The 23,247-nt window shown below is 69.2% G+C and carries 22 protein-coding genes; 8 read left to right on the plus strand and 14 right to left on the minus strand.

Annotated features, from left to right (window positions below; translation table 11 throughout):
• Window positions 1-273 precede the first annotated feature (273 nt).
• The 3 genes from BJ998_RS09545 (at window position 274) to BJ998_RS09555 (ending at window position 3,199) form a co-directional block, all read left to right on the plus strand.
• Complete coding sequence (locus BJ998_RS09545; protein ID WP_184860383.1) at window positions 274-717, plus strand: hypothetical protein; 444 nt, start codon at window positions 274-276, stop codon at window positions 715-717.
• A gap of 146 nt (window positions 718-863) precedes the next feature.
• A complete protein-coding gene (locus BJ998_RS09550) occupies window positions 864-2,366 on the plus strand; it encodes a discoidin domain-containing protein (RefSeq protein WP_184860385.1) in 1,503 nt (500 codons plus the stop codon).
• 56 nt (window positions 2,367-2,422) lie between these two features.
• Window positions 2,423-3,199: an enoyl-CoA hydratase family protein gene (locus BJ998_RS09555; protein WP_184860387.1), complete on the plus strand. Its 777-nt coding sequence runs from the start codon at window positions 2,423-2,425 to the stop codon at window positions 3,197-3,199.
• Here the strand turns inward: BJ998_RS09555 and BJ998_RS09560 are convergent.
• Genes BJ998_RS09560 through BJ998_RS09570 form a run of 3 tightly spaced genes read right to left on the minus strand, consistent with a single transcriptional unit; the run spans window position 3,187 to window position 4,173 of the window.
• Window positions 3,187-3,465 carry a barstar family protein gene (locus BJ998_RS09560; RefSeq protein ID WP_184860389.1) on the minus strand — a complete coding sequence of 93 codons (279 nt, stop codon included), beginning with the start codon at window positions 3,463-3,465 and terminating at the stop codon, window positions 3,187-3,189. The two genes, BJ998_RS09555 and BJ998_RS09560, sit on opposite strands and share 13 nt — an antisense overlap.
• 5 nt (window positions 3,466-3,470) lie before the next feature.
• Window positions 3,471-3,914 carry a guanyl-specific ribonuclease gene (locus tag BJ998_RS09565; protein ID WP_184860391.1) on the minus strand — a complete coding sequence of 148 codons (444 nt, stop codon included), beginning with the start codon at window positions 3,912-3,914 and terminating at the stop codon, window positions 3,471-3,473.
• 10 nt (window positions 3,915-3,924) lie between these two features.
• On the minus strand, window positions 3,925-4,173 hold the full coding sequence (locus BJ998_RS09570; protein ID WP_184869225.1) for a hypothetical protein: 249 nt from the start codon (window positions 4,171-4,173) through the stop codon (window positions 3,925-3,927).
• A gap of 24 nt (window positions 4,174-4,197) precedes the next feature.
• Here BJ998_RS09570 and BJ998_RS09575 point away from each other — a divergent pair, with 24 nt between their 5' ends.
• Entirely contained in the window at window positions 4,198-5,172 is a 975-nt protein-coding gene (locus BJ998_RS09575) for a zinc-binding dehydrogenase (RefSeq protein ID WP_184860393.1), read from the plus strand.
• On the opposite strand, the gene BJ998_RS09580 is transcribed toward BJ998_RS09575, so the two are convergent.
• Both BJ998_RS09580 and BJ998_RS09585 read right to left on the minus strand, forming a co-directional pair.
• The gene (locus BJ998_RS09580; RefSeq protein ID WP_184860395.1) at window positions 5,153-6,205 is read right to left on the minus strand and encodes an NAD(P)H-dependent flavin oxidoreductase; all 1,053 of its coding nucleotides are present in this window, start codon (window positions 6,203-6,205) and stop codon (window positions 5,153-5,155) included. The two genes, BJ998_RS09575 and BJ998_RS09580, sit on opposite strands and share 20 nt — an antisense overlap.
• 10 nt (window positions 6,206-6,215) lie before the next feature.
• Window positions 6,216-6,920 carry a M50 family metallopeptidase gene (locus tag BJ998_RS09585; protein WP_221337939.1) on the minus strand — a complete coding sequence of 235 codons (705 nt, stop codon included), beginning with the start codon at window positions 6,918-6,920 and terminating at the stop codon, window positions 6,216-6,218.
• A 43-nt stretch (window positions 6,921-6,963) separates the two neighbouring features.
• Here BJ998_RS09585 and BJ998_RS09590 point away from each other — a divergent pair, with 43 nt between their 5' ends.
• The 3 genes from BJ998_RS09590 to BJ998_RS09600 all read left to right on the plus strand — a co-directional run bounded on the left by BJ998_RS09590 (window position 6,964) and on the right by BJ998_RS09600 (window position 8,417).
• Window positions 6,964-7,422 (plus strand): phosphohydrolase, encoded by a 459-nt coding sequence (locus BJ998_RS09590; protein ID WP_184860399.1) that lies wholly within the window; start codon window positions 6,964-6,966, stop codon window positions 7,420-7,422.
• Between the two features lie 25 nt (window positions 7,423-7,447).
• Entirely contained in the window at window positions 7,448-7,840 is a 393-nt protein-coding gene (locus tag BJ998_RS09595) for a DUF3224 domain-containing protein (protein WP_184860401.1), read from the plus strand.
• Between the two features lie 94 nt (window positions 7,841-7,934).
• On the plus strand, window positions 7,935-8,417 hold the full coding sequence (locus BJ998_RS09600; protein WP_184860403.1) for a hypothetical protein: 483 nt from the start codon (window positions 7,935-7,937) through the stop codon (window positions 8,415-8,417).
• 46 nt (window positions 8,418-8,463) lie between these two features.
• On the opposite strand, the gene BJ998_RS09605 is transcribed toward BJ998_RS09600, so the two are convergent.
• The 7 genes from BJ998_RS09605 to lepA all read right to left on the minus strand — a co-directional run bounded on the left by BJ998_RS09605 (window position 8,464) and on the right by lepA (window position 20,919).
• A complete protein-coding gene (locus BJ998_RS09605; RefSeq protein WP_184860405.1) occupies window positions 8,464-8,793 on the minus strand; it encodes a hypothetical protein in 330 nt (109 codons plus the stop codon).
• Window positions 8,794-8,795: 2 nt separating this feature from the next.
• Window positions 8,796-12,515 (minus strand): hypothetical protein, encoded by a 3,720-nt coding sequence (locus BJ998_RS09610; protein ID WP_184860407.1) that lies wholly within the window; start codon window positions 12,513-12,515, stop codon window positions 8,796-8,798.
• A 79-nt stretch (window positions 12,516-12,594) separates the two neighbouring features.
• A complete protein-coding gene (locus BJ998_RS09615; protein ID WP_184860409.1) occupies window positions 12,595-12,951 on the minus strand; it encodes a hypothetical protein in 357 nt (118 codons plus the stop codon).
• 10 nt (window positions 12,952-12,961) lie between these two features.
• Complete coding sequence (locus BJ998_RS09620) at window positions 12,962-16,882, minus strand: ALF repeat-containing protein (RefSeq protein WP_184860410.1); 3,921 nt, start codon at window positions 16,880-16,882, stop codon at window positions 12,962-12,964.
• Window positions 16,883-17,629: 747 nt separating this feature from the next.
• Window positions 17,630-18,199 carry a Uma2 family endonuclease gene (locus tag BJ998_RS09625; protein WP_184860411.1) on the minus strand — a complete coding sequence of 190 codons (570 nt, stop codon included), beginning with the start codon at window positions 18,197-18,199 and terminating at the stop codon, window positions 17,630-17,632.
• Between the two features lie 184 nt (window positions 18,200-18,383).
• Window positions 18,384-19,022 (minus strand): hypothetical protein, encoded by a 639-nt coding sequence (locus tag BJ998_RS09630; protein ID WP_184860412.1) that lies wholly within the window; start codon window positions 19,020-19,022, stop codon window positions 18,384-18,386.
• A 55-nt stretch (window positions 19,023-19,077) separates the two neighbouring features.
• Window positions 19,078-20,919, minus strand: a complete 1,842-nt coding sequence (gene lepA / locus BJ998_RS09635) for a translation elongation factor 4 (protein WP_184860413.1) — start codon at window positions 20,917-20,919, stop codon at window positions 19,078-19,080.
• Between the two features lie 88 nt (window positions 20,920-21,007).
• On the opposite strand from lepA, the gene BJ998_RS09640 reads away from it, so the two are divergent.
• The gene (locus BJ998_RS09640; protein ID WP_312890015.1) at window positions 21,008-21,436 is read left to right on the plus strand and encodes a type II toxin-antitoxin system PemK/MazF family toxin; all 429 of its coding nucleotides are present in this window, start codon (window positions 21,008-21,010) and stop codon (window positions 21,434-21,436) included.
• A 21-nt stretch (window positions 21,437-21,457) separates the two neighbouring features.
• Here the strand turns inward: BJ998_RS09640 and BJ998_RS09645 are convergent, their stop codons facing one another.
• Together BJ998_RS09645 and BJ998_RS09650 are read right to left on the minus strand one after the other, a co-directional pair.
• Window positions 21,458-22,300, minus strand: a complete 843-nt coding sequence (locus BJ998_RS09645) for a transglutaminase family protein (RefSeq protein WP_184860415.1) — start codon at window positions 22,298-22,300, stop codon at window positions 21,458-21,460.
• Entirely contained in the window at window positions 22,297-23,244 is a 948-nt protein-coding gene (locus BJ998_RS09650) for an alpha-E domain-containing protein (protein ID WP_184860417.1), read from the minus strand. The genes BJ998_RS09645 and BJ998_RS09650 overlap by 4 nt, the downstream gene beginning before the upstream one ends.
• Between the last annotated feature and the right edge of the window lie 3 nt (window positions 23,245-23,247).

Genomic DNA, 23,247 nt, shown 5'->3' on the forward strand with positions numbered 1-23,247 from the left:
CGGACACAGCGAATGCGAAGACTTCGAACATCGATCCCCCACCCCCGTGGGGATGGTAGCCCAACGCTGCGTGATCGGGGAGTTCTTGACGGTAACCATTCCTGCCGCTAGCGTCTCGACCCGTCGTCGCAGATGAGGGGGCGCGCGTCGGCCGAGATTCACCCAGCGCTGTCGCGTTGTGCCTCGACAACACCGAACAGGGGTGGATTTCGCACGATGCGAGCCATATCCAGAGCACTACTCGCCATAGCGGTAGCTGGCACCGCAGTCGCCGTGTCGATCAGCGCCAGCACTGCGGCCAGACAGTCGGCGCAATCAGCGGATGGGCAACCGTCTCTCGTAGAAGACTTCAGTTACCCCGGCGCGGACAAGATTCTCGCCGACCGCGGCATCAAACTGATCAGTGGTGACGGACACCTACTGCTGGTTGACTGCGTCAATGTGGCCACCTTGATCGAGGTGCACGCGTCCAGCCTTACCGACCACAGCAACGACCCGGGGCACTACTGCTTCAAGGTGAACGGAGCTTCCGGGGACCTCAAGCTCGAGCTGACCGACGCTTACCAGGTCAAGGGCGACAGCCACAACGTCCAGGCCAAGGTGTCGGTCGATGGCCAGAGCAGCACGGTTAACGTGGACAAGAACCGCTGGACCGGCATCGGCGTTGGTGCCGATTCGCACGCCGCCACCCTGCTCGAACTCAAGGCTTCCTCATGACAGCGAAAGAAGCATTCACCATGCGCTATCGAAGACTCGCCGCTGCGCTTGTCAGTGCCACGGCAGCGATGAGCCTGCTGGCCCCGAGCGCACACGCCGGTCCCATTCCCGGTCCAGCCTGGGACTTGTCGTTCACCAAAATCACCATGGATGGTCGGGCCTGCAACGGCGTGTTGGTGTCCAACCAGTGGGTGCTCACGGCCGCGAGCTGCTTCCCGGAGAACCCGACGGGCGGCGCTCCGACCAAGGCCGCCAGCGCGGTCTTCTACAAAGAGACGGTGAAGATCGTCAACCTGGTCATCCGTTCCGACCGTGACCTCGCGCTGGCCAAGCTCGAGGTGCCCGTCGGGCAGGTGCCCCCGATGGCACTGGCCACGACAACACCGGTCGTCGGCGAGGGTGTACGGGCCGACGGCTACGGGCGCACCGCGACGGAGTGGGTACCGGACAACGGCGAGAACGCCAGCTTCACGGTGAGCGGTGTCAGCCCGACCACGGTCAGCACTGCCGCCGTCAACGGTCATGACACGTGCAAGGGCTGGGCCGGCGGACCGCTGGTGCGCCAGGTCGGCGTCAATCTCGAACTGGTCGGCATCCACAGCACGTCTTGGCAGCACGGCTGCCTCGGCGAAACCGAGACCCGCTCGGGCAGCACGGCGACCAGGACCGACGACATCGCCGACTGGATCCGGCAGAACACCCCGCGCGTGCCTGACCCCGACCTGGCGATTCAGAAGCCGGTGACCGCGTCCAGCAGCTACGAGGCGGACGGCTGGAGCGCGAAGAACCTCGTCGACGGCTCGTCCTCGACCGCGTGGAGCAGCGACTCGAGCCTGGACAAAAACCACACCGAGTCGCTGACGGTCGATCTGGCCGGTGCGCTGAACGTGCGCAAGTTGGTGCTCTACCCACGCGGTGACGGCTCCAACGTCGGCACCGGGTTCCCGGTCGACTTCACCGTCGACACCACCCTCGACGACCCAACGAGCCCGGACGCTAGGTGGACGAAGATCTTTACCGAAGCAGGGTTCCCGAAGCCGACCAGCGCCGCGCCGCTGGAGTTCTCCTTGGCTACCTCATTCGGCGGTGCCAGCGCAGGTGCCCTGCGAATCACCGGGACGAACCTAAGCACCGACCCGAACGGTCAGTACCGCATGCAGCTGGCGGAGGTCGCCGTGTACGGCGCCAACACCACGACCGGCAAGCCGGTGACCACGTCCAGCACCCAGGAAGTGCCATCTTCAGGGTGGAGCGCGAACTATGCCGTGGACGGCGTGCGGTCGGCTAACGGCACCGGCCGCGACGGCTGGACCAGCGGCGGTGGCCCTGCCGACCGCAGCGAATGGATCGAGGTCAGTGATATCGGCGGGTTCCCGATGACGAGCATCGACCTCTACCCGCGGGCTGACGTGCCGGACGGCAGTGTCGGCTTCCCCAGCACGTTCACCGTCGAAGGCTCGACCGATGGCGGCAAGACCTGGACTCAGCTGGCCAACGGGTCCGGCATGCCAATCGCCAGCGCCGGGGGCGCACGGCGGCTCACCTTCCCCGCCACGAACTTCAGCGCCGTCAAGGTAACCGGCAGTGGGTTCAAGGCCGACCAGTTCGGCAACTACTACATGCAGCTCGGCGAGGTCGAGGTGCGCTGACCATGGGTGGCGGCCGGCCGAGCGGGTCGGCCGCCACCCCGCATAGAGTGCGGGCCATGGCTGACGAGCTGGTGCACTACGCGGTGCAGCGAGGCATCGCGACGATCACTCTGGACTCCCCGCACAACCGGAACGCGCTGTCCGCCCAGTTGCGGCGCGAGCTGCGGGACCACCTGACGGCCGCGATCGCGGACGACGCGGTGCGGGTGGTCGTGCTGGCGCACACGGGCACGGTGTTCTGCGCGGGCATGGACCTGAAGGAGGCCGGCGGGGCGAGCACCGAGCAGCAGGGGGTCAACGAGTTCCCGGCGATCCTGGAGCAGCTGTGGACCAGCCCGAAGCCGGTGGTGGCGAAGCTGGCGGGCCCGGCGCGGGCGGGCGGCGTGGGCATGGTGGCGGCATGTGACATCGCGGTCGCGTCGGAGACGGCCACGTTCGCGTTCTCCGAGGTGCGCATCGGCGTGGTGCCGGCGGTGATCTCGGTGACGGTGCTGCCGCGGTTGCTGCCACGGGCGGCGCACGAGCTGTTCCTCACGGGCGAGACGTTCGACGCGGAGCGGGCGGTCCGGATCGGCCTGATCAACGCCTCTGTGCCGGCGGACGGTTTGGACGCCGAGGTGGACCGCTACACGAAGATGTTGGCGCTGGGCGCGCCGAACGCCTTGGCGGCGACCAAGGAGATGCTGCGCGAGCCCCGCACCGGCGACATGGAACAGGACTTCACGGACATGTTGGAGCTGTCCGCCAAGCACTTCGCCGGCGAGGAGGGCCAGGAGGGCATCGCCGCGTTCGTGCAGAAGCGCAAGCCGAGCTGGGTTCCTCAGGACAACTGATAGCGGAACTCGGGGTTCTCCTCGACGGCCTGGTCGAGGACGGCGACGATCCGCTCGTACGCGGTCGGGTCGTCGCCGCGCAGCACCTCGTGGTGCCGCCAGACGAGAACGTGTTCGCCGGCGGGCAGCCAGGACAGGTCGAGCAGGCAGTCGCGCAGCGCGTCCAGGTTGCGGCCGAAGTAGTCGGGGAACGACAGCGCCGCCGCGATGCCGTCCAGTGCGGAACCCCGGTCGTGCAGACCGGTGCCGTCCAGTACGTGCCGCATGCCGCTCATCGTGTCGGATCCACCACCACGAACGAGTCGTAGTGGTCGTCGGTGTAGTACAGCTCACGTTGGGAGCCGGTGATCAGCCGCCGGGTGGCCCGGTTCTTCGCGCCCGGCGTGTCCACGGTGTACTCGTGGTAGTAGCCGTCCTTGTTGCGCGGCAGCAGGTTCCCGTTGTTGTGGAACACCACACCGTCGTTGCGCGGGTACGGGAAAGGGCCGCCCTTCTGGATCAGCTTCCAGGTGTCGGCGGCCTCCTTCGGCAGCGACGACAGCGTCTTGACCGGCAGACCGGACGACGCCCCCGGCACGGTGGCGCTCGCGGACGCGGAGGTGGTGGTCGGCGCGGTTGCGCCCGACCCGCTGGACAGGTCCCTGATCAGCCAGCCGGCCAGCACGAGCACGATCAGGCCGACCAGGGCGATGGTGATGCGTCGGCGCGGTGTCACGCCGCTGAGCCTACGAAGGCCGGCGGGAACCCGCTTCGGCGGCCCGTTCCTTCTCCTCGATGCCCCACAGCGTCGGCTCGGCCCGGTACCGCGGCGCCAGCCACGCGGCCAGCCGGTCCACGACGCGTTCGATCAGCCACGCCACCGCGCGCAGAATCGGCAGCAGGACCACCATGACCAGGGCGAACTGCACCGGGAACCAGAGCTGGGCGACCCACAGCTCGATCCCGTCCCAGGTGTCGGCGACCCAGTCGAACACCACCTCAGGGTATAGGTTCGGCGTATGTTCGCCGTTTACGCCTCCGAGCCGAACCCGTCCGACCCGCTCGCCTCGCTGGTGGTCGGCGAGCGCGACACCCCGACGCCGCCGCCCGGCTGGGTCAGCGTCTCGGTGCGCGCGGCCAGCCTGAACATGCACGACCTGTGGACGCTGCGCGGCGTGGGCATCAAGCCCGAGCAGTTCCCGATGATCCTGGGCTGCGACGGCGCCGGCGTGCTGGAGGACGGCACCGAGGTGGTGCTGCACTCGGTCATCGGCGACCCGGACTGGGGCGGCGACGAGACCCTGGACCCGAAGCGCACCCTGCTCACCGAGAAGCACCAGGGCACGTTCGCGGAGACGGTCGTCGTGCCGCGCCGCAACGCCCTGCCGAAGCCGGCCGGGCTGACGTTCGCCGAGGCGGCGTGCATGGGCACCGCGTGGCTGACGGCGTACCGGATGCTGTTCGTGAAGTCGGGGCTGCGGCCGGGGCAGACCATCCTCGTGCAGGGCGCCTCCGGCGGCGTCGCCACGGCTCTGATCCAGCTCGGCGTCGCCGCCGGCTTCCGGGTGTGGGCGACCGGGCGGAGCGAGGAGAAGCGGGCGCTGGCCAAGCAGCTCGGCGCCCACGAGGCGTTCGAATCCGGCGCGCGGCTGCCCGAGCGGGTCGACGGCGTGTTCGAGACCGTCGGCAAGGCCACCTGGTCGCACAGCATGAAGTCGCTCAAGCCCGGCGGCGTTGTCGTCATCTCCGGCGCCACCACCGGCGACGCCTCGGCGGCCGAGCTGCAGCGGCTGTTCTTCCTCCAGCTTCGGGTGGTCGGCTCCACCATGGGCACCCGCGAGGAGCTCGGCGACCTGCTCAAGTTCTGCGACCTGGCCGGCGTGCGCCCCCAGATCGGCGCCGAGCTGCCGTTCGAGCAGGCCGCCGAGGGTCTCAAGGCGATGGTCGACGGCGACGTCGCCGGCAAGATCGTCCTCAGCCGAAACGCCGGCTGATCCGTTCGATCGCCTCGCGGGCCTGCCGGTCGAGCTGGGCCACCAGCTCGGCCGCCGGCAGCTCCTCGGCCAGCGGATACGTCTGGCCGGCCCACAGGTGCACCAGCTCCTGGTCGCCGGCCTTGGCCGCGGCGGCGCGCATCGGCCGGGTCAGGTGGTGGACCTGCGGATACGCCGCCGGGGCGTCGTCGGTGTTCTCGACGAGGAACCGGTTGACCATGCCGCGGGCCGGTCGGCCGGTGAACGCCCGCGTGATCGCCGTGCGCCTCGTCCCGTCGGCCAGCGCGGCCCGGTGCGTCGCCGACGTGCCGGCCTCCGGGCAGCGCAGGAAGGCCGTGCCGAGCTGGGCCGCCACCGCGCCGGCGGCCAGCACCGCCGCCACGTCGGCGCCGTGCACGAGGCCGCCGGTGGCGATCAGCGGCAGGTCCGTGACGGCCGAGACCCGGCGAATCAGCGCCAGCAGCCCGAATTCCTCGCCGCCGCCCGGCGACACGCCGTCGTCCGTCAGCGTGCCGCGGTGCGCGCCGGCCTCGAAGCCCTGCACGACGAGCGCGTCGACGCCGAGTTGCGCTGCCTGTTGCGCCTCGGTCGGCGTCGTCACCGTCGCGACGACCTCCGTGCCGGCCGCATGGAGGCGTGAAACATCGCTCGCCTGTGGCAGCCCGAACGTGAAGGACACGACCGGAACCCGTTGCGCCAGAACGATTTCCAGCTTGGCTGGGTAGTCGTCGTCATCCCAGCGCGGTTCGCCCGCCTCGACGCCCAGCCGCTCCGCCTCGGCCGCCACCCGCTGCGGGTAGTCGCCGAGATCGGGCTTGGTGTTCGTGCCGGGGACGAACAGGTTGACACCGAACCGGCCTCCGGTCAGCGCACTGGTCTGCACGACCTGCTCGGCCATCGCCTGGGCGCTCAGGTAGCCGCCCGGTGTGAAGCCGAAGCCGCCCGCGTCGACGACCGCGGCGACCAGTTCGGGAGTGGACCCGCCGCCCGCCATCGGGGCGACGATCACGGGCACGCGCAGCTGCGAGATCACGCCTTCGACATTAGTGCGGCAGCAGCAGGGTGGTCCCGATGACGAGCGAGGCGATGCTCACCAGTCCGAACAGCGTCACCCAGAGACCGCCGGCGACGCCGGTGATCTTGGCCAGCTGGTCGGCGTCGGAGTCCGGGGCGCGGCCGCGCCAGCGCTTGCGCTGCAGCTCGAAGACCGGGCGGACGCCGCCGAGCAGCAGGAACCAGGCGATGACGTACCCGAAGACCGCCTGGATGTCGGTCGAGGCGTACCAGGAGACGGCGAACACGATGCCGCCGGTGACCAGCACCGACAGCACGCCGAACGCGTTGCGGATCATCACCAGCATCGCCGCCAGCAGCACGATCGCGATCCACAGCAGCAGCGTGATCTTGCCCGCGCCGAGCAGTGCCGCGACGCCCAGGCCGAGCAGCGACGGCGTGACATAGCCGGCCGCCGCCGTCAGCACCATGCCCGGGCCGCGCGGCTTGCCCCTGGTCAGCGTCAGGCCCGACGTGTCCGAGTGCAGCTGGATCCCGGTCAGCCGGCGACCCGTGAGCACCGCCGCCAGGGCGTGGCCGCCCTCGTGCGCGATCGTCACCACGTTGCGGGTGATCCGCCACACCCGCCACGGCAACACCGCGATCAACGCCACCGCGCCCGCGATGAGCACCAGTTCCAACTGCGGGCTCGGCTGGCCGCCGAGCACCCGGTTCCAGACATCCGTGAGGTCCATCGAAGTGGTGGACGCTTCAGGTCCGATCCCGTTGACTCCCGACATGACCTTCTCAGTTTCGGACTTCTCGGTCGCGGACGCGGTGCGGATCGCCACCGAAGCGCATGACGGTCAGCTCGACAAGAGCGGCAAACCCTACATCGGGCACCCGGTGCGGGTGATGAACCGGGTCGACGGCGAGTACGAGCGGATGGCCGCCGTGCTGCACGACGTGATCGAGGACACCCCGGTCACCGCCGACGACCTGCGCGCCGCCGGCTGTCCCGAGCGGGTGGTCACCGCCGTCGTCGCGCTGAGCCACCGGCCCGGCGAGCCGCAGGCGGAGTACCTGGCGCGGGTCGCCGTCGATCCGATCGCCGTTGTCGTCAAGCACGCCGACATCGCCGACAACATGTCGCCGGTCCGGTTCGCTGCGCTCGACGAAGCCACCCAGGCCCGGCTGCGGGTGAAGTACGACACCGCGCTTCGACTGCTCGCCGAACTCATACCTGACAAAAGATGACAGGAATTGCCTTCAGACTGGGCCCATGAGCACAGTTCAGGGCACTTTCGACATCAGCCGGTGGGACGACGAGACCTACCTCGACGCCGACGGCATCAAGCTCGGCCACATCTCCGTCGCCAAGGCCTTCCACGGCGGGCTCGAGGGCGCCAGCACCGCTCGGCTGCTCACCGCCGGCGGTCCCGTGCCGACCTCCGCCGCCTACGTGGCCATCGAGCGCTTCATCGGCTCCGTCGACGGGGTCGACGGCTCCTTCGTCCTGCAGCACTCCGCCGTCATGGCCGACGGGTCCAGCGACATGGCCGTGCGGATCGTGCCCGACTCCGGCACCGGCAAGCTCACCGGCATCTCCGGCACGCTCCGTATCGACCGGGCCGCCGACGGCACCCACAGCTACCGGCTGGACTATGAGGTCTGAACCAATGGCGTGACCCACCCAATAGCCGTCTTCCCCATTTGCGCTGGTCCACGGCACGATCGAGGAGCCGCCCCTCGACCGAGGAGAAGACGTGATGACCAGGATCGCCATCACCGGACACCGAGGGCTCCAGGATCCCACCCGCTCGCTGGTCGACGCCGCCCTGCGGGCCGAGCTCCGCCGCCACTCCGGCGGCGCTCCCCTCGTCGGCGTCAGCTGCCTCGCCGACGGGGCCGATGCCCTTTTCGCCCAAGCCGTGCTGGACGAAGGCGGCTCGCTCGTCGCCGTGCTACCGGCTCAGCGCTACCGCGAGCGCCTGCCCAGCGACTACCACCCCACGTTCGACTCGTTACTCCAGCAGGCCACCGAGGTCGTCACCATGGACTACGACCGCCCCGGCCGCGAGGCCTACATGGCCGCCAGCGTCCACATGGTCGACGGCGCCGACCGCCTCGTCGCCGTCTGGGACGGCCAGCCCGCCGCCGGCCGCGGCGGCACCGCCGACGTCGTCACCCACGCCCGGGACAACGGCGTCCCCGTCACCGTCATCTGGCCCGACGGCTGCCAGCGGGACTGATTCGGCCGACACCGGCCCCGGCGCACCCGCCGGGGCCGGTGTTCCGTCAGCCGTTCTGCGACTGCCACCAGTCGTCGACCATCTTGACCAGATCGGCCACCATCTCCACGATGTCCGGCTGGTCGGCGAACTCCCGCTCCGCCGCCGGCATCAGGTCCTCGAGCACCGCCCTGGTCAGGTCCGGCGCCTGCTCCGGTTCGATCAGGTCGTACCCGACGAGCCAGTACCGCTGCTCGGCCAACTCCCGCAATGTCGCCGCGAGCCGCGGGTCCCGGACATGCTCGGCCAGCACATTGACCACCCACGCGACCAGTCCACGAGAGGCGTTCCAGCTCTCGGCGTTGGGACCGAGACCCACCGTGAAGTACGCCGACACTGCTACTCCAGGATGAACACGAAGGGCTGATACGGGAGGATGAATTCGCGCACCTTGGCCGCCTGCTCCGGCGTCAGGTCGCCAAGCTCGACGGGTACCATATCAGCTTTGCCCAGAACGTGCTTGGCGATTTGGTTCTGTATATTTCCGAGTCCCCACTGCTTGTCGAAGTACTGAGACTTCAGCGGGCCTATCCCATCAAAGGTTCGCCCGTCGAGGCTGATCCAGTCCGCCCCCTGATTGAGAGGCCAGCGAATCAGCTGAACACCGAATTTCTTCTCCAGCGCGAGGGCCATGGCTTGCTCGTCAGCATTGAACTTCCAGCCGTCCGCCGGATCACAGCCGAGGCGATAGATGCGACTCGCCTCGTCCGCCTCCATCGCGGCGCGGGCCTCGGCGGCGACCGCGGCGGTCAGTCTCTCGTTCGCGATCCACCCGTCCTCGAAGACGTCGATCGCCCTCGTGGTGAGCGCCGCGCCCAGTACACCGCCACCCGCGAGGTTGTACGACAGCTGGAGCCACGGCATGATCGCCGCCCCTTCCGGCGAGGCGGAAAGGGCAGCCATGCCGCATATGTTGGACATCATGCAGCGCATGGAAACGAGTGCTATGCCGAGTCCGACCTCGAGAGTCGAGATTGCCGTCATGAGCTGGTTGACGAGCCCGAGCGACTGATCGGCGGCGAATGCCGGGTCGAAGGTCTCGTGGATGCAGTTCTCGAAGTACGGGGTTCCCTGCTGGAAGATGTTCGAGCAGAACACCCCTCGGTTGGCGATGATCTGGATCCGTTCCTCGGGGCTCGACGCCGCGAAGTGCATGCAGTCGTCGTAAGCGGCCTTGTCGCCGACGTTGACGGTCGCGCAGTAGTTCGACAGTCGGAACGCCTGCTGCGCCCGCTCATCGTTGAACTTCGTGATCGCCTTGTCCGCCGCGTCCTTCGCGGCGGCAGCGGCGGCCTGGGCGTCCCCGCCCGTCTGGATCATCGCCCAGTAGGCCACTCGCCACGCCTCGTAGGCGGTGCTCGCGTAGCCGGCGGCCTGGCTGGCCGAGGACTCCGCCCACAGAGCCGACTTCGCGGCCTGACGCGCGTCGTTCTGCGCGGTCGTCGCCGCTTGCTTGGCGGTGGCGGCCGAAGCGGCGGCCGCCACCGCCGACTGCTCCGCCCGCACCGCGGAATCGTGCGCGTCCTTCGCGGCATTGGCCGCGTCCGTGGCCGATGCCCGCGCCGCGGCGGCGTACTCGGCCGCCTTGTCCGCGAGTCCACGCGCCGTGTACGCGGCGGCCTGGGCGTCGTTCGCGTTCTGGTTCGCGGTGGCCGCGGCCTGCGTCGCCTGCTTGAGATAACCGGCGACCTCGGCGTCGTGGGACGCCGCCTCGTGGTCGTGCCGCTCGGCCAGGTACTGCCCGGATGTCAGGAACTGGCGGAGCGTGCCGTCCGTGCCATCGAGCGCCGCCTGGGCCATCCCCTTGGTCTCCGGGCCGCTGGCCGGGTCGGCCAGGATCCGGTTCACCGCGATCCGCTGGTCCTGCGACGCGGCGACATACTGTCCTTGCGTGAGGAAGGCGTTGTACGCCGCCTCGGTGCCGGCGTCGAGAGCCTTCTGCGCCGCCTGCTGGACAGCGACCCCGCCCGAGCTCTGCGCGGCGGCGAGGACACGGTTCACCGCGATCCGGTCATCCATGGACCTGTTGGGGTAGTCCCGACCGGCCAGCAGTGCCCGCACATCGGAATCGGTCCCCTTCAGGGCGGTGTCCGCCGCCTTCCGGAAGCCGTCGGTGCCGAGGTCCGCCACGTTCTGCAGGGTGATCCGGTCATCCTGGCCGGCTGCGACGTCGATGCCGCCGCGAACGTAGGCGAGCACCTGTCCGTCGGCTCCGGACAGTGCGGCGATCGCCGCGGCCTTGGTCCACGAGCCACCGTTCCGTGCGAGCCGCAGGGCGATCTTGCGGCCATCGGCGACCGCGACCGCGTCCGAGGTCCCGCTCGCCGTCGCCTCCGCGATCAACCTGCTCGTCTCGGCATCACGGCGTGCCTGCTGGGTGGCGCTCCAGTCCGTGGTGTACGGGTTGGACACAGCCGCGGCCTTCGCCTTCGTCGCGTTGTCGTCGGCGTCCTCCGTCATCACCGCGATTCGCTCGGCGTCGGCCTGGCGGGCGGCGTCATAGATGCTGCTCGCCTGCGTGGCGGCAGTGGTCGCACGGGCCGCCGCCTCGGATGCGGCATTCGCGTGCTGGGTCGCTTCCGCCGCGGCATCGGCGGCGTGTCCGGCGTGATCCGCTGCCGAGTCGGCTGCCGCCGCAGCCTCCAAGGCGTCAGCCGCCGCGCGATTTGCCGCATCTCGCGACGCGTACGCGGCGGACGCGGCGACGTGAGCGAAGTTCTGCGCGGCGTTTGCCGCTCGAGTCGCCCTTGCCGCCTGGTTACGTGCCTCCCCGGCCGCAGCGATGGCTTGGCTGGCGTCCACGCCCGCGTCGTGCGCGAAGTTGCCCGCGTCGACAGCCGCCTGGGCGGCGGCAGCGGCTTGATTTCCGGCATCCCGCGCAGCGCCAGCAGCGTCACTGGCGTGCTGTGCCGCGTCGCCCGCCGCCTGTGCGGCGTTGGCCGCCGCCTGTGCCCCGGCAGCCACGTCACGCGCTTGCTCTGCTGCCCGGCGCGCGTCCGGCGCACGTGCTTCATCCCCCACGGCCGCAGTCGCGGCGTCCTGCGCCGTGGCGGCCGCCTGCCCCGCCTTCGACGCCGCGGTCGCCGCCCGCGCGGCCGCCGAAGCAGCCACCCTGGCCGCGCTGCTCGCCGAGTTCGCCGCTCCGACGGCTTCCCTCGCGGCAGCCGCAGCACGGTTCGCCGCGTCCGCCGCCGTGTTGGCCGCGGCCGCGGCTGCGTTGGCGTCGCCGTGCGCTTTCTGCGCGGCCCCTGCCGCGGCCACCGCCGCTTGGCGGGCGAGTTCGGTTTCCACCGCGGCCCGGTGCGCGGCGTCCATCGCGGCTTGGGTCTCGCGCGCCGCCTCGTCGCCCGCGTCCTTGGCGACGTTGGCCAACTGGGCGACGGTCTGGGTCTCCTGGTCTCGTGCCTGCGCGACCGGCAGGTCCTGGTCGAGGAACTGGACGTACGCGTCCAGCGTCCCGGCGTCCAGCGCCACCTGCGCCGACTTCCGTACTTCCGAACCGCCGCCGGCATAGATCTGGTTGATGCGAATGCGCTGGTCCGTCTGCCAGGGATTGCGCCACCCGGTGGCGAGGAACTGCTGGAGCGCGTCGACAGTGCCGGCATCGAGCGCCTGCTGCGCTGCCTTGCGGGTCTCGTCTCCGCCCTGCGCGAGCCGTTGATCGACCTGGACCCTCAGGTCGGTCTGGCGCGGGGTGTTCCAGCCGGAGTCCAGGAACTGGTGGATCGCGCCCGGATCGGTCGAGTCCAGCGCCTGCTGGGCGGCCGTTTTCGTGGCCACGCCGCCGTTGGCGAGCATGCGGTCGACCGTGATGCGCTCGTCCAACTCGGCCGCGTGCTGGTAACCCGACGTGAGGAACGTGTGGACGTCGGCGTCACTGCCGACCAGCGCCCGCTCGGCCGCGCTGCGCACCAGTTGCCCGCTCACCTGCCACAGCATCACCACCCGAGCCCGGTCGGTCGTCTGCGGCTGGGTGTCTGCCGAAGCCGTGGCCGGCACGAGAAACCCCGCTATCAGAGCACCTGCTGTTGTCACTGCCACGAGCGACCGTCTGCTCATGTCTCCCCCTTTTCCACAACACTCTGGACACACGTGGGTCGCCGGCCGCATCACCGACCGGCGACCCACGCTCGGATCACTACTCGGCCCGCTCGGGCTCGACGAGAACCAGCTCCGGATCCACGCCACCGGCAGAGTGCCGGATCACACGCACCAGCTGCGCGGCAACGAATCCGACACCACCGGGCCACTCAATCTCAACTTGCAGCAACGCTCGCGGAGATTCCCGAGGGCGGTACCCCTCGTGCGTTTCCACCGTTCGCAACACGATGCCACCGGACATGATCCGGCTCAGTTCCATTCGGTCGACGCCGATGAACTCGACGTCGATGTAGTCCTCCGTCGAGTCACCGAAGCCTCTCAGCACCAGCCGTGAGTGCGAGACGGTGAACTGCATGGGGTGGAACGACCTGTCGCTGGACCAGAGTTCGGACATCGGCTCACCATCACTTGTCGAACGGATTCGGCACCGGCGTGTTTCCCGCGTCACGATAGAAGGACACCCGGTTCCAGGCCGACGGCGTGCTCTTGATCTTGTACAGCTCCCAGTTCGTGTACTGGTACATCTCAGTGGGACCCTCGGGGCTGTCAGCCGCTTGGCCGGCCGCCGCCGCCTCGTCCTCCGCTCCCTCGGGGATGCCGTCCAGGTTGACATAGATCTTGGTTTCACCGTTGGTCAGGTAGTACTCGAATTCATCCCACCACTGCAGCTTGTTGATGTCCTTCCACAACCAGTCGGTGTAGGGCGTCGCCTCCACCTTCGTCGCGAATTTCGCCAACCAGTCCCACTCACCGTCGTATTCGGTCCACCCGAGCGCGATGGCCTTGCACGGACCGCTGGCCGCGTTCGGCCGAGCCGCGACGGAGCCGGCCGGCGTCCGGTCGACAGCACCACTCCGACCGGACGCGTTGGCGACGAAACCGCCGGCAACTCCGGCCGGACATGTCGCCAACGCGTCCTCGGCATCGCTGAAGATGTTGTACGCGTTGTCGCCGTAGAGGGCGTCCAGTGCCTCCGTGTCCACGAGAGCGTCGTCGAGCGCCGCGGCAACCCGAGCGGTGGTGAACGCACCGCCCGCGCCGATGCCGGCCAGCGTCATCCACGGGGTGAACGCGGCGCCGTCAGGAGTGATCGCCATGACCGCGAGCGCGCAGATCTCCGAGATGGCGCAGGCGGCCGTGGCGACGCCGCCGATCGTGGCAACCGCCAGGCCTGCGGCAAGGCCCAACAGCGCATCGATCGCCGGCACGAGCAGGTCCATCGTGCGGTTGCTCTGGAAGTTCGGATCCAGAACATCCTTCATGCAGGTCTGGAAGTTCTCGTTGACGACGCCGGTGTTGCCGCCCATCTGCAGCGACGCCTGCTGCATGCCTTGGCACACCTCGGCGTTGGACAGCGCCTGACCCATCCGGTCGGCGATGGGCTGGCTGATCAGGTGGATGCAGTTGTCGTAGTCCGCGCCACCGTCGGGATGGTGCGCCTTGCACGACGCCGCCTGTTTGACCAGCGCGTCGGCCTTCTCGGCGTCGATCTTGCTGATCGCGGTCTTCGCGGTTTCCCGGGCCGCGGCCAGCGCGTCGTCGGCGGACTTGCCGGCGGCCCGGGCCGCATTGAATGCGACGCGGGACGAATCGTAGGCGTCGCTGGCGAACTGGCCGGCCTGGTATGCGGATGCGACGGCCCACTCGGCGGACTGTGCGGCCTGCCGGGCCGACCCATCGGCCGAGGCCGCCGCGTTGCGAGCGGTCGCGGCCGACGCGGCAGCTTGCTGCGCGGACTGTTCCGCCCGCGTGGCGGCATCGTGAGCCTGGTTCGCGAAGTTCTGTGCGGCCAGAGCGTCGGCGGCCGCCTGGTTCTTCGCGTTGGTGGCATCCTGGGCGGAACCACGCGCGTTGGCCGCCGCGAGCTGGGCGGCGTCCGCGTCCTGTGCCGCCTTCACCGCGATCTCGCTGGCCTGCTTCAGATATCCGAGAACCTCGGCGTCGTGCGTGGCCGAGTCGGAGTCGTGCTGCGCGGCGATGTACTGCGTCTTGGTCAGGAACTGGTTCAGGAACGCGGGCGGGCCGTCCAGCGCGGCTTGGGCGTCCGCCTTGAGCTCCGGGCCGGAATTCGGGTCGGCCAGCACGCGGTCGACCTTGATCCGCTGGTCGTCCGCTGCCGCCGGATACTGCCCGGCGGCGAGAAAATCGCGCAGCGCCTGGTCGGTGTTCGCGTCCAGCGCCTGCTGGGCGTTGCTCGCGACGGCGGTGCCGCCGGACTGCTGTGCCGCGGCCAGGATCTGGTTGACCGCAATCCGGTCATCGATGTAACGCTGCGGATAGTCCTTGTGCTGCAAGAAATTCTGCACATCGGCGTCCGAGCCGGCGAGCGCCGCCTTGGCCGCCGCCTGGAAGTTCGGCGTGGCGGTGGCCGCCAGGTTCTGCAGCGTCATGCGGTCGTCCTGGCCGGCGGCCATCGTGATGCCGCTGCGGACGAAGTCAAGTGCTTCGTCGTCGCTGCCCTGGAGCACGGAGGTCGCGGCTGCCTTGGTCCACGGCCCGCCCGTGTCGATCACCGCGAGTGCGACCTTGCGGGCGTCGGTGAGCGCGAGCGCGCGATCGGTGCCGGGCGCGTTGGCCTCGGCGATCAGCCGGTTGGTCTCCGCGGTTCGCGCCGCCGCCTGCGTGGCATCCCAGGCGACCTTCGCGTTCTGTTGCGCCGCAATGTCCTTGGCTTCCTTGGCGGCCTCGTCGAGCTGCTCGGTCGAGGTCTGGATGCGGGCGGCGTCGGCGGCGCGAGCAGCATCGTAGACCTGTTGCGCCTGATTGGCGGCGTCGATCGCACGCTGGGCGGCAGCCGAGGCATTGTTCGCATGCAGGGTCGCCTTGTTCGCCGCATCGGTCGCTTGCCCAGCGTGCGCGGCCGCATCCTCCGCCGCTGCTGCCGCGGCGATCGCGTCCTGAGCCGCGAGGTTGGCGGCATCGCGAGACCGGTAGGCGGCGTCCGCGGCGGCATTGGCGAACGTCAGGGCGGCCTGCGACGCCACGTGTGCACGGTTCGCAGCGGCCCGGGCCTTGGCGGCGGCCGCTTTGGCCTGAGCCGCGTCAGCGCCCGCGTTCTCCGCGTCGGCGCTGGCCTGCGCGGCGGATTCCGCCGCGGTCGCTGCCTGGCTGCCGGCGTGATCGGCCGCGGCAGCGGCGGTGTGTGCCGCCTTCGCGGCGTCACCGGCCGCGGTCGCGGCGACGGAGGCCCGTTGTGCGCCAGCCGCTACGTCACGGGCGTTTTTCGCGGCTGTGGCAGCATCACCGGCCTTGGTCTGATCCAGAACCGCAGCCGCGGCAGCGTTGTACGCGGCGGACGCGGCCTGGCCGGCCATCGACGCGGCCGATGCGGCGCGAGCCGCCGCGCTTGCGGCGACCCGGGCCGCCGCCGTCGCCGCGTTTGCCGCACCGACAGCCTCCTGTGCCGCGGCCGCCGCGTTGTCGGCGGCCACGGCGGCTTGTCGGGCCGCGTCCGTGGCCTGGTCGGCATGGTGCCCGGCATTCGCGGCCGCCGTCGCGGCCGCCGCGGCGGCCTGGCGTGCGGCTTCGGCTTCCTTGGCGGCGCGGTCGGCTTCCTCCTGTGCCGCGTGTGTCTCCCGGGCCGCCTCTTCGCCGGCGTCCTTCGCGACCCCGGCGAGTTGCTCGACCGTCGCCGTTTCCTGGTCGCGGGCGGCGGCCACCGCCCAGTCGTTGTCGATGAACTGGGTGAGCGCGTCGACCGAGTTGGCATCCAGCGCGCGCTGCGCGACCTTCTGCACCTCCGGGCCGCCGGACGCGAGGATCTGGTTCACCCGGATCCGCTGGTCGGTGGCGAACGGCGTCTGCCAGCCCGACGTGAGGAAGGCCTTGTACGCGTCGGTCGTGCCGGCGTCCAACGCCTGCTGGGCGGCCTTGTGCACCTCGGCGCCGCCGGCGGACATCAGCTGGTCGATGCGGATCCGCTGGTCGGTGGCAGCCGGCGTCTGCCAGCCCGACTTGATGAACGCCGGCAGGGCATCCGCCGCCGTGGAGTCCAACGCCTGCTGGGCTGCGGCCTGCACGGCCGGACCACCCGCGGCGAGCAGCCGGTCCACGTTGATCCGGTCGTCCACCTGCTTGAGGTGCACGATGCCGGTGGTCAGGAACGTGTGCACGTCGGCGTCGCTGCCGACCAGAGCCTGCGCGGCGGCCGCACGGACCATCGAACCGCCGGTGTGCAGCAACGACAGCACCTGGCTGCGTTCACGGGCTGGATCGATCGGTGTCGAATCGGCCGATGCCGTGGCCGGAACGGCCGTGAGCGACGCGACGAGCGCAAATCCGATCCCGAGCGCTACCGCACGAAATTCACGTCTAACCCGACTCACATACCCCCCTTTTTTTCGTCGGGAGGGCATGCCAAATTCGCACCAAACCGAAGCTGGCGCAAAAAGGCGATGGTTCCCCCCATTGCCTGGACGCGGGACGCGCGTGACTCGGACACTTTATCCAGACTTAACGAACCGGGTCCACCCACGCGAACGTGACGAAGGTCTCATACAGCGTCTCACAAGGCCGCAGGTCAAGCCCCTGTCGGCCGATTGACATGCCCGACGCCACCACGAGCCCGTGCGCCCGATCTGTCCATATAATCACCAAGATGCAATTCGACACAGGGTTGATTTGTCGTGCCAACAATCGCATTCGTTCAAATCGGTGAACAGCGGAGGCACCGTAGTGCAGGTCCATCAACTCCGCAACGGTGACACAAGTCAACGATCAGCCAAGCCGGCCACACTGATCGAGCTCCTCGGTCCCGATGCTGCAGCTGTCCAGCACCGTGGACGGCCCGCCCCTGTGTCAGGCGGACGGGCTACCGCCGGCCGCGCCGGCAACCAACGCTCGACGGCTGTCGTCGACGCCCTTCTCGAACAGCGACTGCTCGACCGTCCAGTCCCCTGCTACTTCTTGCCCTTGCCGCCCGCGTCCTCAGTGGACAGCGCCACCACCAAAGCCTGCCGGAGAGACCTCCACGCCGCCAACCACCTCAGTGGCCGCCAGCATCCACATGATCAACCTCGTCACCACGCCCTCGACCACGGCGCCCCCGTCACCGCGATCTGGCCCGACGGCTGTCAGCGGGACTGATTCAGCCGGCCCAGCAGGTCCGCCGGCGCCACCCGCACCGGGAACGGTCGCTCAGCGTCATAGGCATCGTCGCCCTTGACGTCGGCGACCAGCTCGTACTCGCCGGCCTCGGCCAGTTCGAACACCGTCAGCCTCGGGTCCAACGGGTCGACGACCCAGTAGCTCTGCACACCCATCCGCTGGTAGGCGGCCTTCTTCGTGTTGAGGTCGTACAACGTCGTACTCGGCGACAGGACCTCCACCGCCAGCAGCGGCGCCACCGGCAGGTTCTTCTCTGTCAGGTCCTCGTTCCTCGCGACCAGGACATCGGGCTGCACCTCGTTGTCGTTCGCCGTCTGCACCGCGAACGGGGCTGGCAGCACGTGCAGATCATCGGGGCAGGCCGACTCGAGGCGCACGATCATCTGCGCGACCATCTTCTGGTGCCTGAGCCCAGGCGCCGGGCTCACGAAGAGCATCCCGTCGATGAGCTCGTAGCGACGCCCGTCATCGGGCATCACCTCCAGGTCCGCCACGGTGAGCGGCCCCGAGGGCATGTACGTGTCCATGGCTGTCATGGTCCCTCCTTATCCTCGCGAGGACCACTCCACCACGAGCCTCTGACAATACGGACCGCCGGTCCGCCGTCCGTGCCGAGCTTCACCCCATCAGGTGGTCTCTGGCCGCCACCTCGCGTCAACAAGATCCACCGGTTTGGTGATCAAGCCCGGCCCGTCCGTGCCCACGAGCCGGAGCGAGGCACTATCTCTCGCCCCGACCGGATTCCGGCTCTACCGACCCGGATTCCGCTGCCCACATGTCCAGCGACTCCTCCAGGGCGGCCTGGAGCTGCTCGGTGTGTTCGCGCCGGTCGGCCCAAGCCTGGCTGTGGACGACCACCTCTCGCGCCTCGACGAGGGTGCTGTTGGTCAGGGATTGAACCGCTAGCACGCATTCGGCCTCAAAGAAACCCTTGGTGCGTAAGCGGGTCAGTACCTCCTCCATGCTGGCGCCGGCGGCCAGTTGGCGACGGCTCATGGCGAGCGCCTCCTCGTAGCCCCACTCCATCAGCTCCACCCGGTACTCGGCTTGCCACTCGGTGACGAGGTCGACCAATTCCTGAGTGTGGGGGACGAACCAGGGATGGTCGCCGTACTCCCGTTCGGCGGCCGGGATCAGGACATCGATCATCACCTGGACCAGCTCGGGTACCTGGTCCCGCTCGACGGAGTCGAAGTAGAACCACTGAAGCCCGCTGTCTGCCCGCGCACGCAGCGTGGCGGCGAGGCCGGGGTCCTGGACATGGCCGGCAACGGTGTTCAGGACCCAACCGAGCATGCCACGAGTGCAGCTCCAAGGTTCCGGATGCGGGCCAAAACCTACGTAGAAGTCGGCGGACATTCGATCACATCCTCCCCGATGCGACCGACAATGCTCCGCCGGCGGAGCAAAGGGATTATTTCTTGCCCTTGCCGCCCGAGTCCTCAGTGGACAGCGCCGCCACGAAAGCCTCCTGGGGGACTTCGACGCGGCCGACCATCTTCATGCGCTTCTTGCCCTCCTTCTGCTTCTCGAGGAGCTTGCGCTTACGGGTGATGTCGCCGCCGTAGCACTTGGCGAGGACGTCCTTGCGGATGGCGCGGATGGTCTCGCGGGCGATGACGCGGGAGCCGATGGCGGCCTGGATGGGGACCTCGAACTGCTGGCGGGGGATGAGCTCCCGCAGCTTGGTGGCCATCTTGGTGCCGTAGCCGTAGGCGGCGTCACGGTGGACGATGGCGCTGAAGGCGTCGACGGCCTCGCCCTGGAGCAGGATGTCGACCTTGACGAGGTCGGAGGTCTGCTCGCCGGCCTCCTCGTAGTCGAGGGAGGCGTAGCCCCGGGTGCGCGACTTCAGGGAGTCGAAGAAGTCGAAGATGATCTCGGCCAGGGGCATGGTGTAGCGGAGCTCGACACGGTCCTCGGACAGGTAGTCCATGCCGGCGAGCTGCCCACGCTTGGACTGGCAGAGCTCCATGATCGCGCCGATGAAGTCGCTGGGCGCGATGATGGTGCACTTGGTGATGGGCTCGTAGACCTCGGAGATCTTGCCGTTGGCCCAGTCGGACGGGTTGGTGACGATGTGCTCGGCCCCGTCGTCCATGATCACCCGATAGACGACGTTGGGCGCGGTGGAGATCAGGTCCAGGCCGAACTCCCGCTCCAGGCGGTCCCGGGTGATCTCCAGGTGCAGCAGCCCGAGGAAGCCGCAGCGGAAGCCGAAGCCCAGGGCGGCGGAGGTCTCGGGCTCGAAGGTGAGCGCGGCGTCGTTGAGCTGGAGCTTCTCCAGCGCCTCGCGCAGGTCGGGGTAGTCGGAGCCGTCCATCGGGTACAGCCCGGAGTAGACCATCGGCTTGGGGTCGCGGTAGCCGGCCAGCGGCTCGCTCGCCCCGTGCCGCTCGGACGTCACGGTGTCGCCGACCTTGGACTGCCGCACGTCCTTGACGCCGGTGATCAGGTAGCCGACCTCGCCGACGCCGAGCCCGGCCGACGGCTTGGGCTCGGGCGAGATGATGCCGACCTCGAGTAGCTCGTGGGTGGCGCCGGTGGACATCATCTTGATCCGCTGCCGCGGCGTGATCTTGCCGTCGACCACCCGGATGTAGGTGACGACGCCACGGTAGGTGTCGTAGACGGAGTCGAAGATCATCGCCCGCGCCGGCGCGTCGGCCTCGCCGACCGGAGCCGGCACCTTGCGGACGACCTCGTCCAGCAGCTCCTTGACGCCGAGGCCGGTCTTGGCCGACACCCGCAGCACGTCCTCGGGCTCGCACCCGATGATGTGGGCCAGCTCCTTGGAGTACTTGTCCGGGTCCGCGGCGGGCAGGTCGATCTTGTTCAGCACCGGGATGATGGTGAGGTCGTTCTCCAGCGCCAGGTACAGGTTGGCCAGCGTCTGCGCCTCGATGCCCTGCGCGGCGTCGACCAGCAGGATCGCGCCCTCGCACGCCTCCAGCGCCCGCGACACCTCGTAGGTGAAGTCCACGTGGCCGGGCGTGTCGATCATGTGCAGCACGTGGTCCTGGCCGTCCAGCTGCCACGGCAGCCGCACGTTCTGGGCCTTGATGGTGATGCCGCGCTCGCGCTCGATGTCCATCCGGTCCAGGTACTGGGCCCGCATCGCCCGCTCCTCGACCACGCCCGTCAGCTGCAGCATCCGGTCGGCCAGGGTGGACTTGCCGTGGTCGATGTGGGCGATGATGCAGAAGTTCCGGATCAGCTCCGGCGACGTGAACGTGCTGTCGGCGAACGTGCTCACTGGGGCGGTTCCTCGGGAAAGCGGACGGGGGACACACTCCATGGTCCCATGCGTCCGGGGGTGGTCCGTACAGAATAGGGTGCGACCCGTGTCCGACCACGGTCCGGTTCCCCGTCCCGCGCACGGCGCGGTGACCCAGGTGCACGGCGCTGAGCGCCTGGCCAGGCTCGACTACTCGCCCGACCTGGACGGCCTGGCCGACCCGGGCGAGGTGGTCTGGGCCTGGGTGCCGTTCGAGGACGACCCGTCGATCGGCAAGGACCGCCCGCTGCTGGTGGTGGGCCGCACGGGCCGTTTCCTGCTGGCCCTGATGCTGTCCAGCAAGCCGCACGACGACTCGGCCGACTGGCTGGACCTGGGCTCGGGCGCCTGGGATCACGACGGCCGGCCGTCCTGGCTACGCCTCGATCGGGTGTACGAGCTGCACGAGAACGACCTGCGTCGGGAGGGTGCCGTGCTGACCCCGGACCGCTTCGGCCGCGTCGTCGAGGCCCTGCGGGCCCGCGGCTGGCGCTGACCGAGTGAGCACGATCACAGCTCACGCCAGGCGGGTGAGCTCCACGGTGACGGTCAGCTCAGCGCCCGCGCCGCCGGTGTAGATGCCCTTGAACGGGACGACGTCGGCGTAGTCGCGGCCGACGGCGACCCAGACGTGGCGCTGGCCGATGGGGATGGCGTTGGTGGGGTCGTACGCCCACCAGCCCCCGGTCCACGCCTCGATCCACGCGTGGCTCTCGCCCCTCACTGTCTCCTTGGCGGCGCCGTCGGCACGGGTGTGCAGGTAGCCGGAGACGTACCGGGCGGGAATGCCCATGGCCCGCAGCAGGGCCAGCGTGAGGTGGGCGTAGTCCTGGCAGACGCCTTCCTTGGCCTGCCACGCATCGACGGCGGAGCTGTGCACGCCGGTGCTGCCCTGCTTGTACGTCATCTGCGCATGCACCCACTCGGCGGCGGCCTGCACGGCGTCGACGGGGGCGAGCCCACGGCGGAGTTCCCGGGCCTTGGCGGCGAGTTCCCGGTCCCTCGGCACGTAGGTGGTCCAGCCGAGGTATTCGGTGTACCGGTCGAGAACCTCGTTGCCACGCAGGTCGGTCCACGTGACGCCGCCGACGGGAGCGGCCTCCTCGCCGGTCTCGACGACGGACGAGCCGGTGACGGTCAACTCCGTGTGCGGTGCGTGCAGGTCGAACGAGGTGACGACAGTGCCCCAGTAGTCGGTGTACCGGTAGGCACGAGTCGCCGGATGGGTCTCGACGCGGCTGACGACGACGTTCTGCCGGCGGTCGCTGCGCGGAGTGAGCCGAACCTCGTTGTACGACTGGGTGACCGGCGACGCGTACCGGTACTCCGTCGTGTGCGTGACGCGAAGCCGCCAGCTCATACCCCCACCTCCGCGTTGGTCCACGCGACCCACGGCACGGAGTGGAAGTACTGCTGCGACACGGCCTCGCCGACGTCACGAACGGTGGCCTGCAAGGACTTCAGCCGCCGGGGCAGGTCCTCCATCAGCTCCGAGATCCGCAGGAACTCCAGGTCGCTACGGGCCTTGCCGAGCAGCCGTGACGCCTCCGCGGTGGCGCCGAGGCGTTTGGACGGCGCGTGCTCAAGGTGTTCCAGACACTGCTCGGCCTGCGACAGGGCGTGGAACACGGAGCGAGGAAAGAGCCGGTCCAGCAACAGGAACTGCACAACTCGACTGGCGTCCATCGCCCCGCGATAGGTCCGGAGATACGTGTCGTGCGCGCCGGCGGACCGCAGCACGGTGACCCATCCCGGCGAGGAAGCCTTGTCGCCGGAACGGGAAAGCAGCAGCCGCACGATCATGTCGACGCGTTCCACCGACCGGCCCAGCACGAGGAACCGCCAGCCGTCGTCACGGCTCATCGTCGAATCGGCCAGCCCGGCGAACATGGCCGCTCGCTCCTCCACGAAGGAGAAGAACGCGTGCGGCCCCACCTGCCGGGCGTAGCGCTGCCGCTCCGGCACGGCGTTCCACATGCTGTTCAGGCACTCCCACATTTCCGTGGACACGACCTCCCGTGCCCCACGGGTGTTCTCCCGCGCGCTGGTCACGGAGGCGACGATGGATCCCGCATTGGCCGACGAATACGCCACCAGCTCGGTCAGCGACCACACGTCCAGGGTCGTGCCGTCGGGCGGCGTGATGCCCAGAACGGACAGCAGCTGCCGGCTTTCCGCGTCCGGGTTGACGGTCGCGTCCTCCAACAACTGGTGCACGGACACGTCGAGAATGCGCGCGGTGTCGTCGGCGCGTTCGACGTAACGGCCGATCCAGTACAGGGATTCCGCGTTCCGAGCCAGCACGAC

Origin of the sequence: Kutzneria kofuensis, assembly GCF_014203355.1 — a bacterium.
In the GTDB taxonomy this organism is placed as follows: Bacteria; Actinomycetota; Actinomycetes; order Mycobacteriales; family Pseudonocardiaceae; genus Kutzneria; species Kutzneria kofuensis.

Excerpts from the sequence above, each read along its gene's own strand:
- BJ998_RS09550 (WP_184860385.1), top strand. The coding sequence starts at position 864 with ATGGATGGTCGGGCCTGCAACGGCGTGTTGGTGTCCAACCAGTGGGTG.
- BJ998_RS09555 (WP_184860387.1), top strand. The coding sequence starts at position 2,423 with ATGGCTGACGAGCTGGTGCACTACGCGGTGCAGCGAGGCATCGCGACG.
- BJ998_RS09560 (WP_184860389.1), bottom strand. The coding sequence starts at position 3,465 with ATGCGGCACGTACTGGACGGCACCGGTCTGCACGACCGGGGTTCCGCA.
- BJ998_RS09575 (WP_184860393.1), top strand. The coding sequence starts at position 4,198 with ATGTTCGCCGTTTACGCCTCCGAGCCGAACCCGTCCGACCCGCTCGCC.
- BJ998_RS09585 (WP_221337939.1), bottom strand. The coding sequence starts at position 6,920 with ATGGACCTCACGGATGTCTGGAACCGGGTGCTCGGCGGCCAGCCGAGC.
- BJ998_RS09590 (WP_184860399.1), top strand. The coding sequence starts at position 6,964 with ATGACCTTCTCAGTTTCGGACTTCTCGGTCGCGGACGCGGTGCGGATC.
- BJ998_RS09595 (WP_184860401.1), top strand. The coding sequence starts at position 7,448 with ATGAGCACAGTTCAGGGCACTTTCGACATCAGCCGGTGGGACGACGAG.
- BJ998_RS09600 (WP_184860403.1), top strand. The coding sequence starts at position 7,935 with ATGACCAGGATCGCCATCACCGGACACCGAGGGCTCCAGGATCCCACC.
- BJ998_RS09610 (WP_184860407.1), bottom strand. The coding sequence starts at position 12,515 with ATGAGCAGACGGTCGCTCGTGGCAGTGACAACAGCAGGTGCTCTGATA.
- BJ998_RS09615 (WP_184860409.1), bottom strand. The coding sequence starts at position 12,951 with ATGTCCGAACTCTGGTCCAGCGACAGGTCGTTCCACCCCATGCAGTTC.
- BJ998_RS09625 (WP_184860411.1), bottom strand. The coding sequence starts at position 18,199 with ATGACAGCCATGGACACGTACATGCCCTCGGGGCCGCTCACCGTGGCG.
- BJ998_RS09630 (WP_184860412.1), bottom strand. The coding sequence starts at position 19,022 with ATGTCCGCCGACTTCTACGTAGGTTTTGGCCCGCATCCGGAACCTTGG.
- BJ998_RS09645 (WP_184860415.1), bottom strand. The coding sequence starts at position 22,300 with ATGAGCTGGCGGCTTCGCGTCACGCACACGACGGAGTACCGGTACGCG.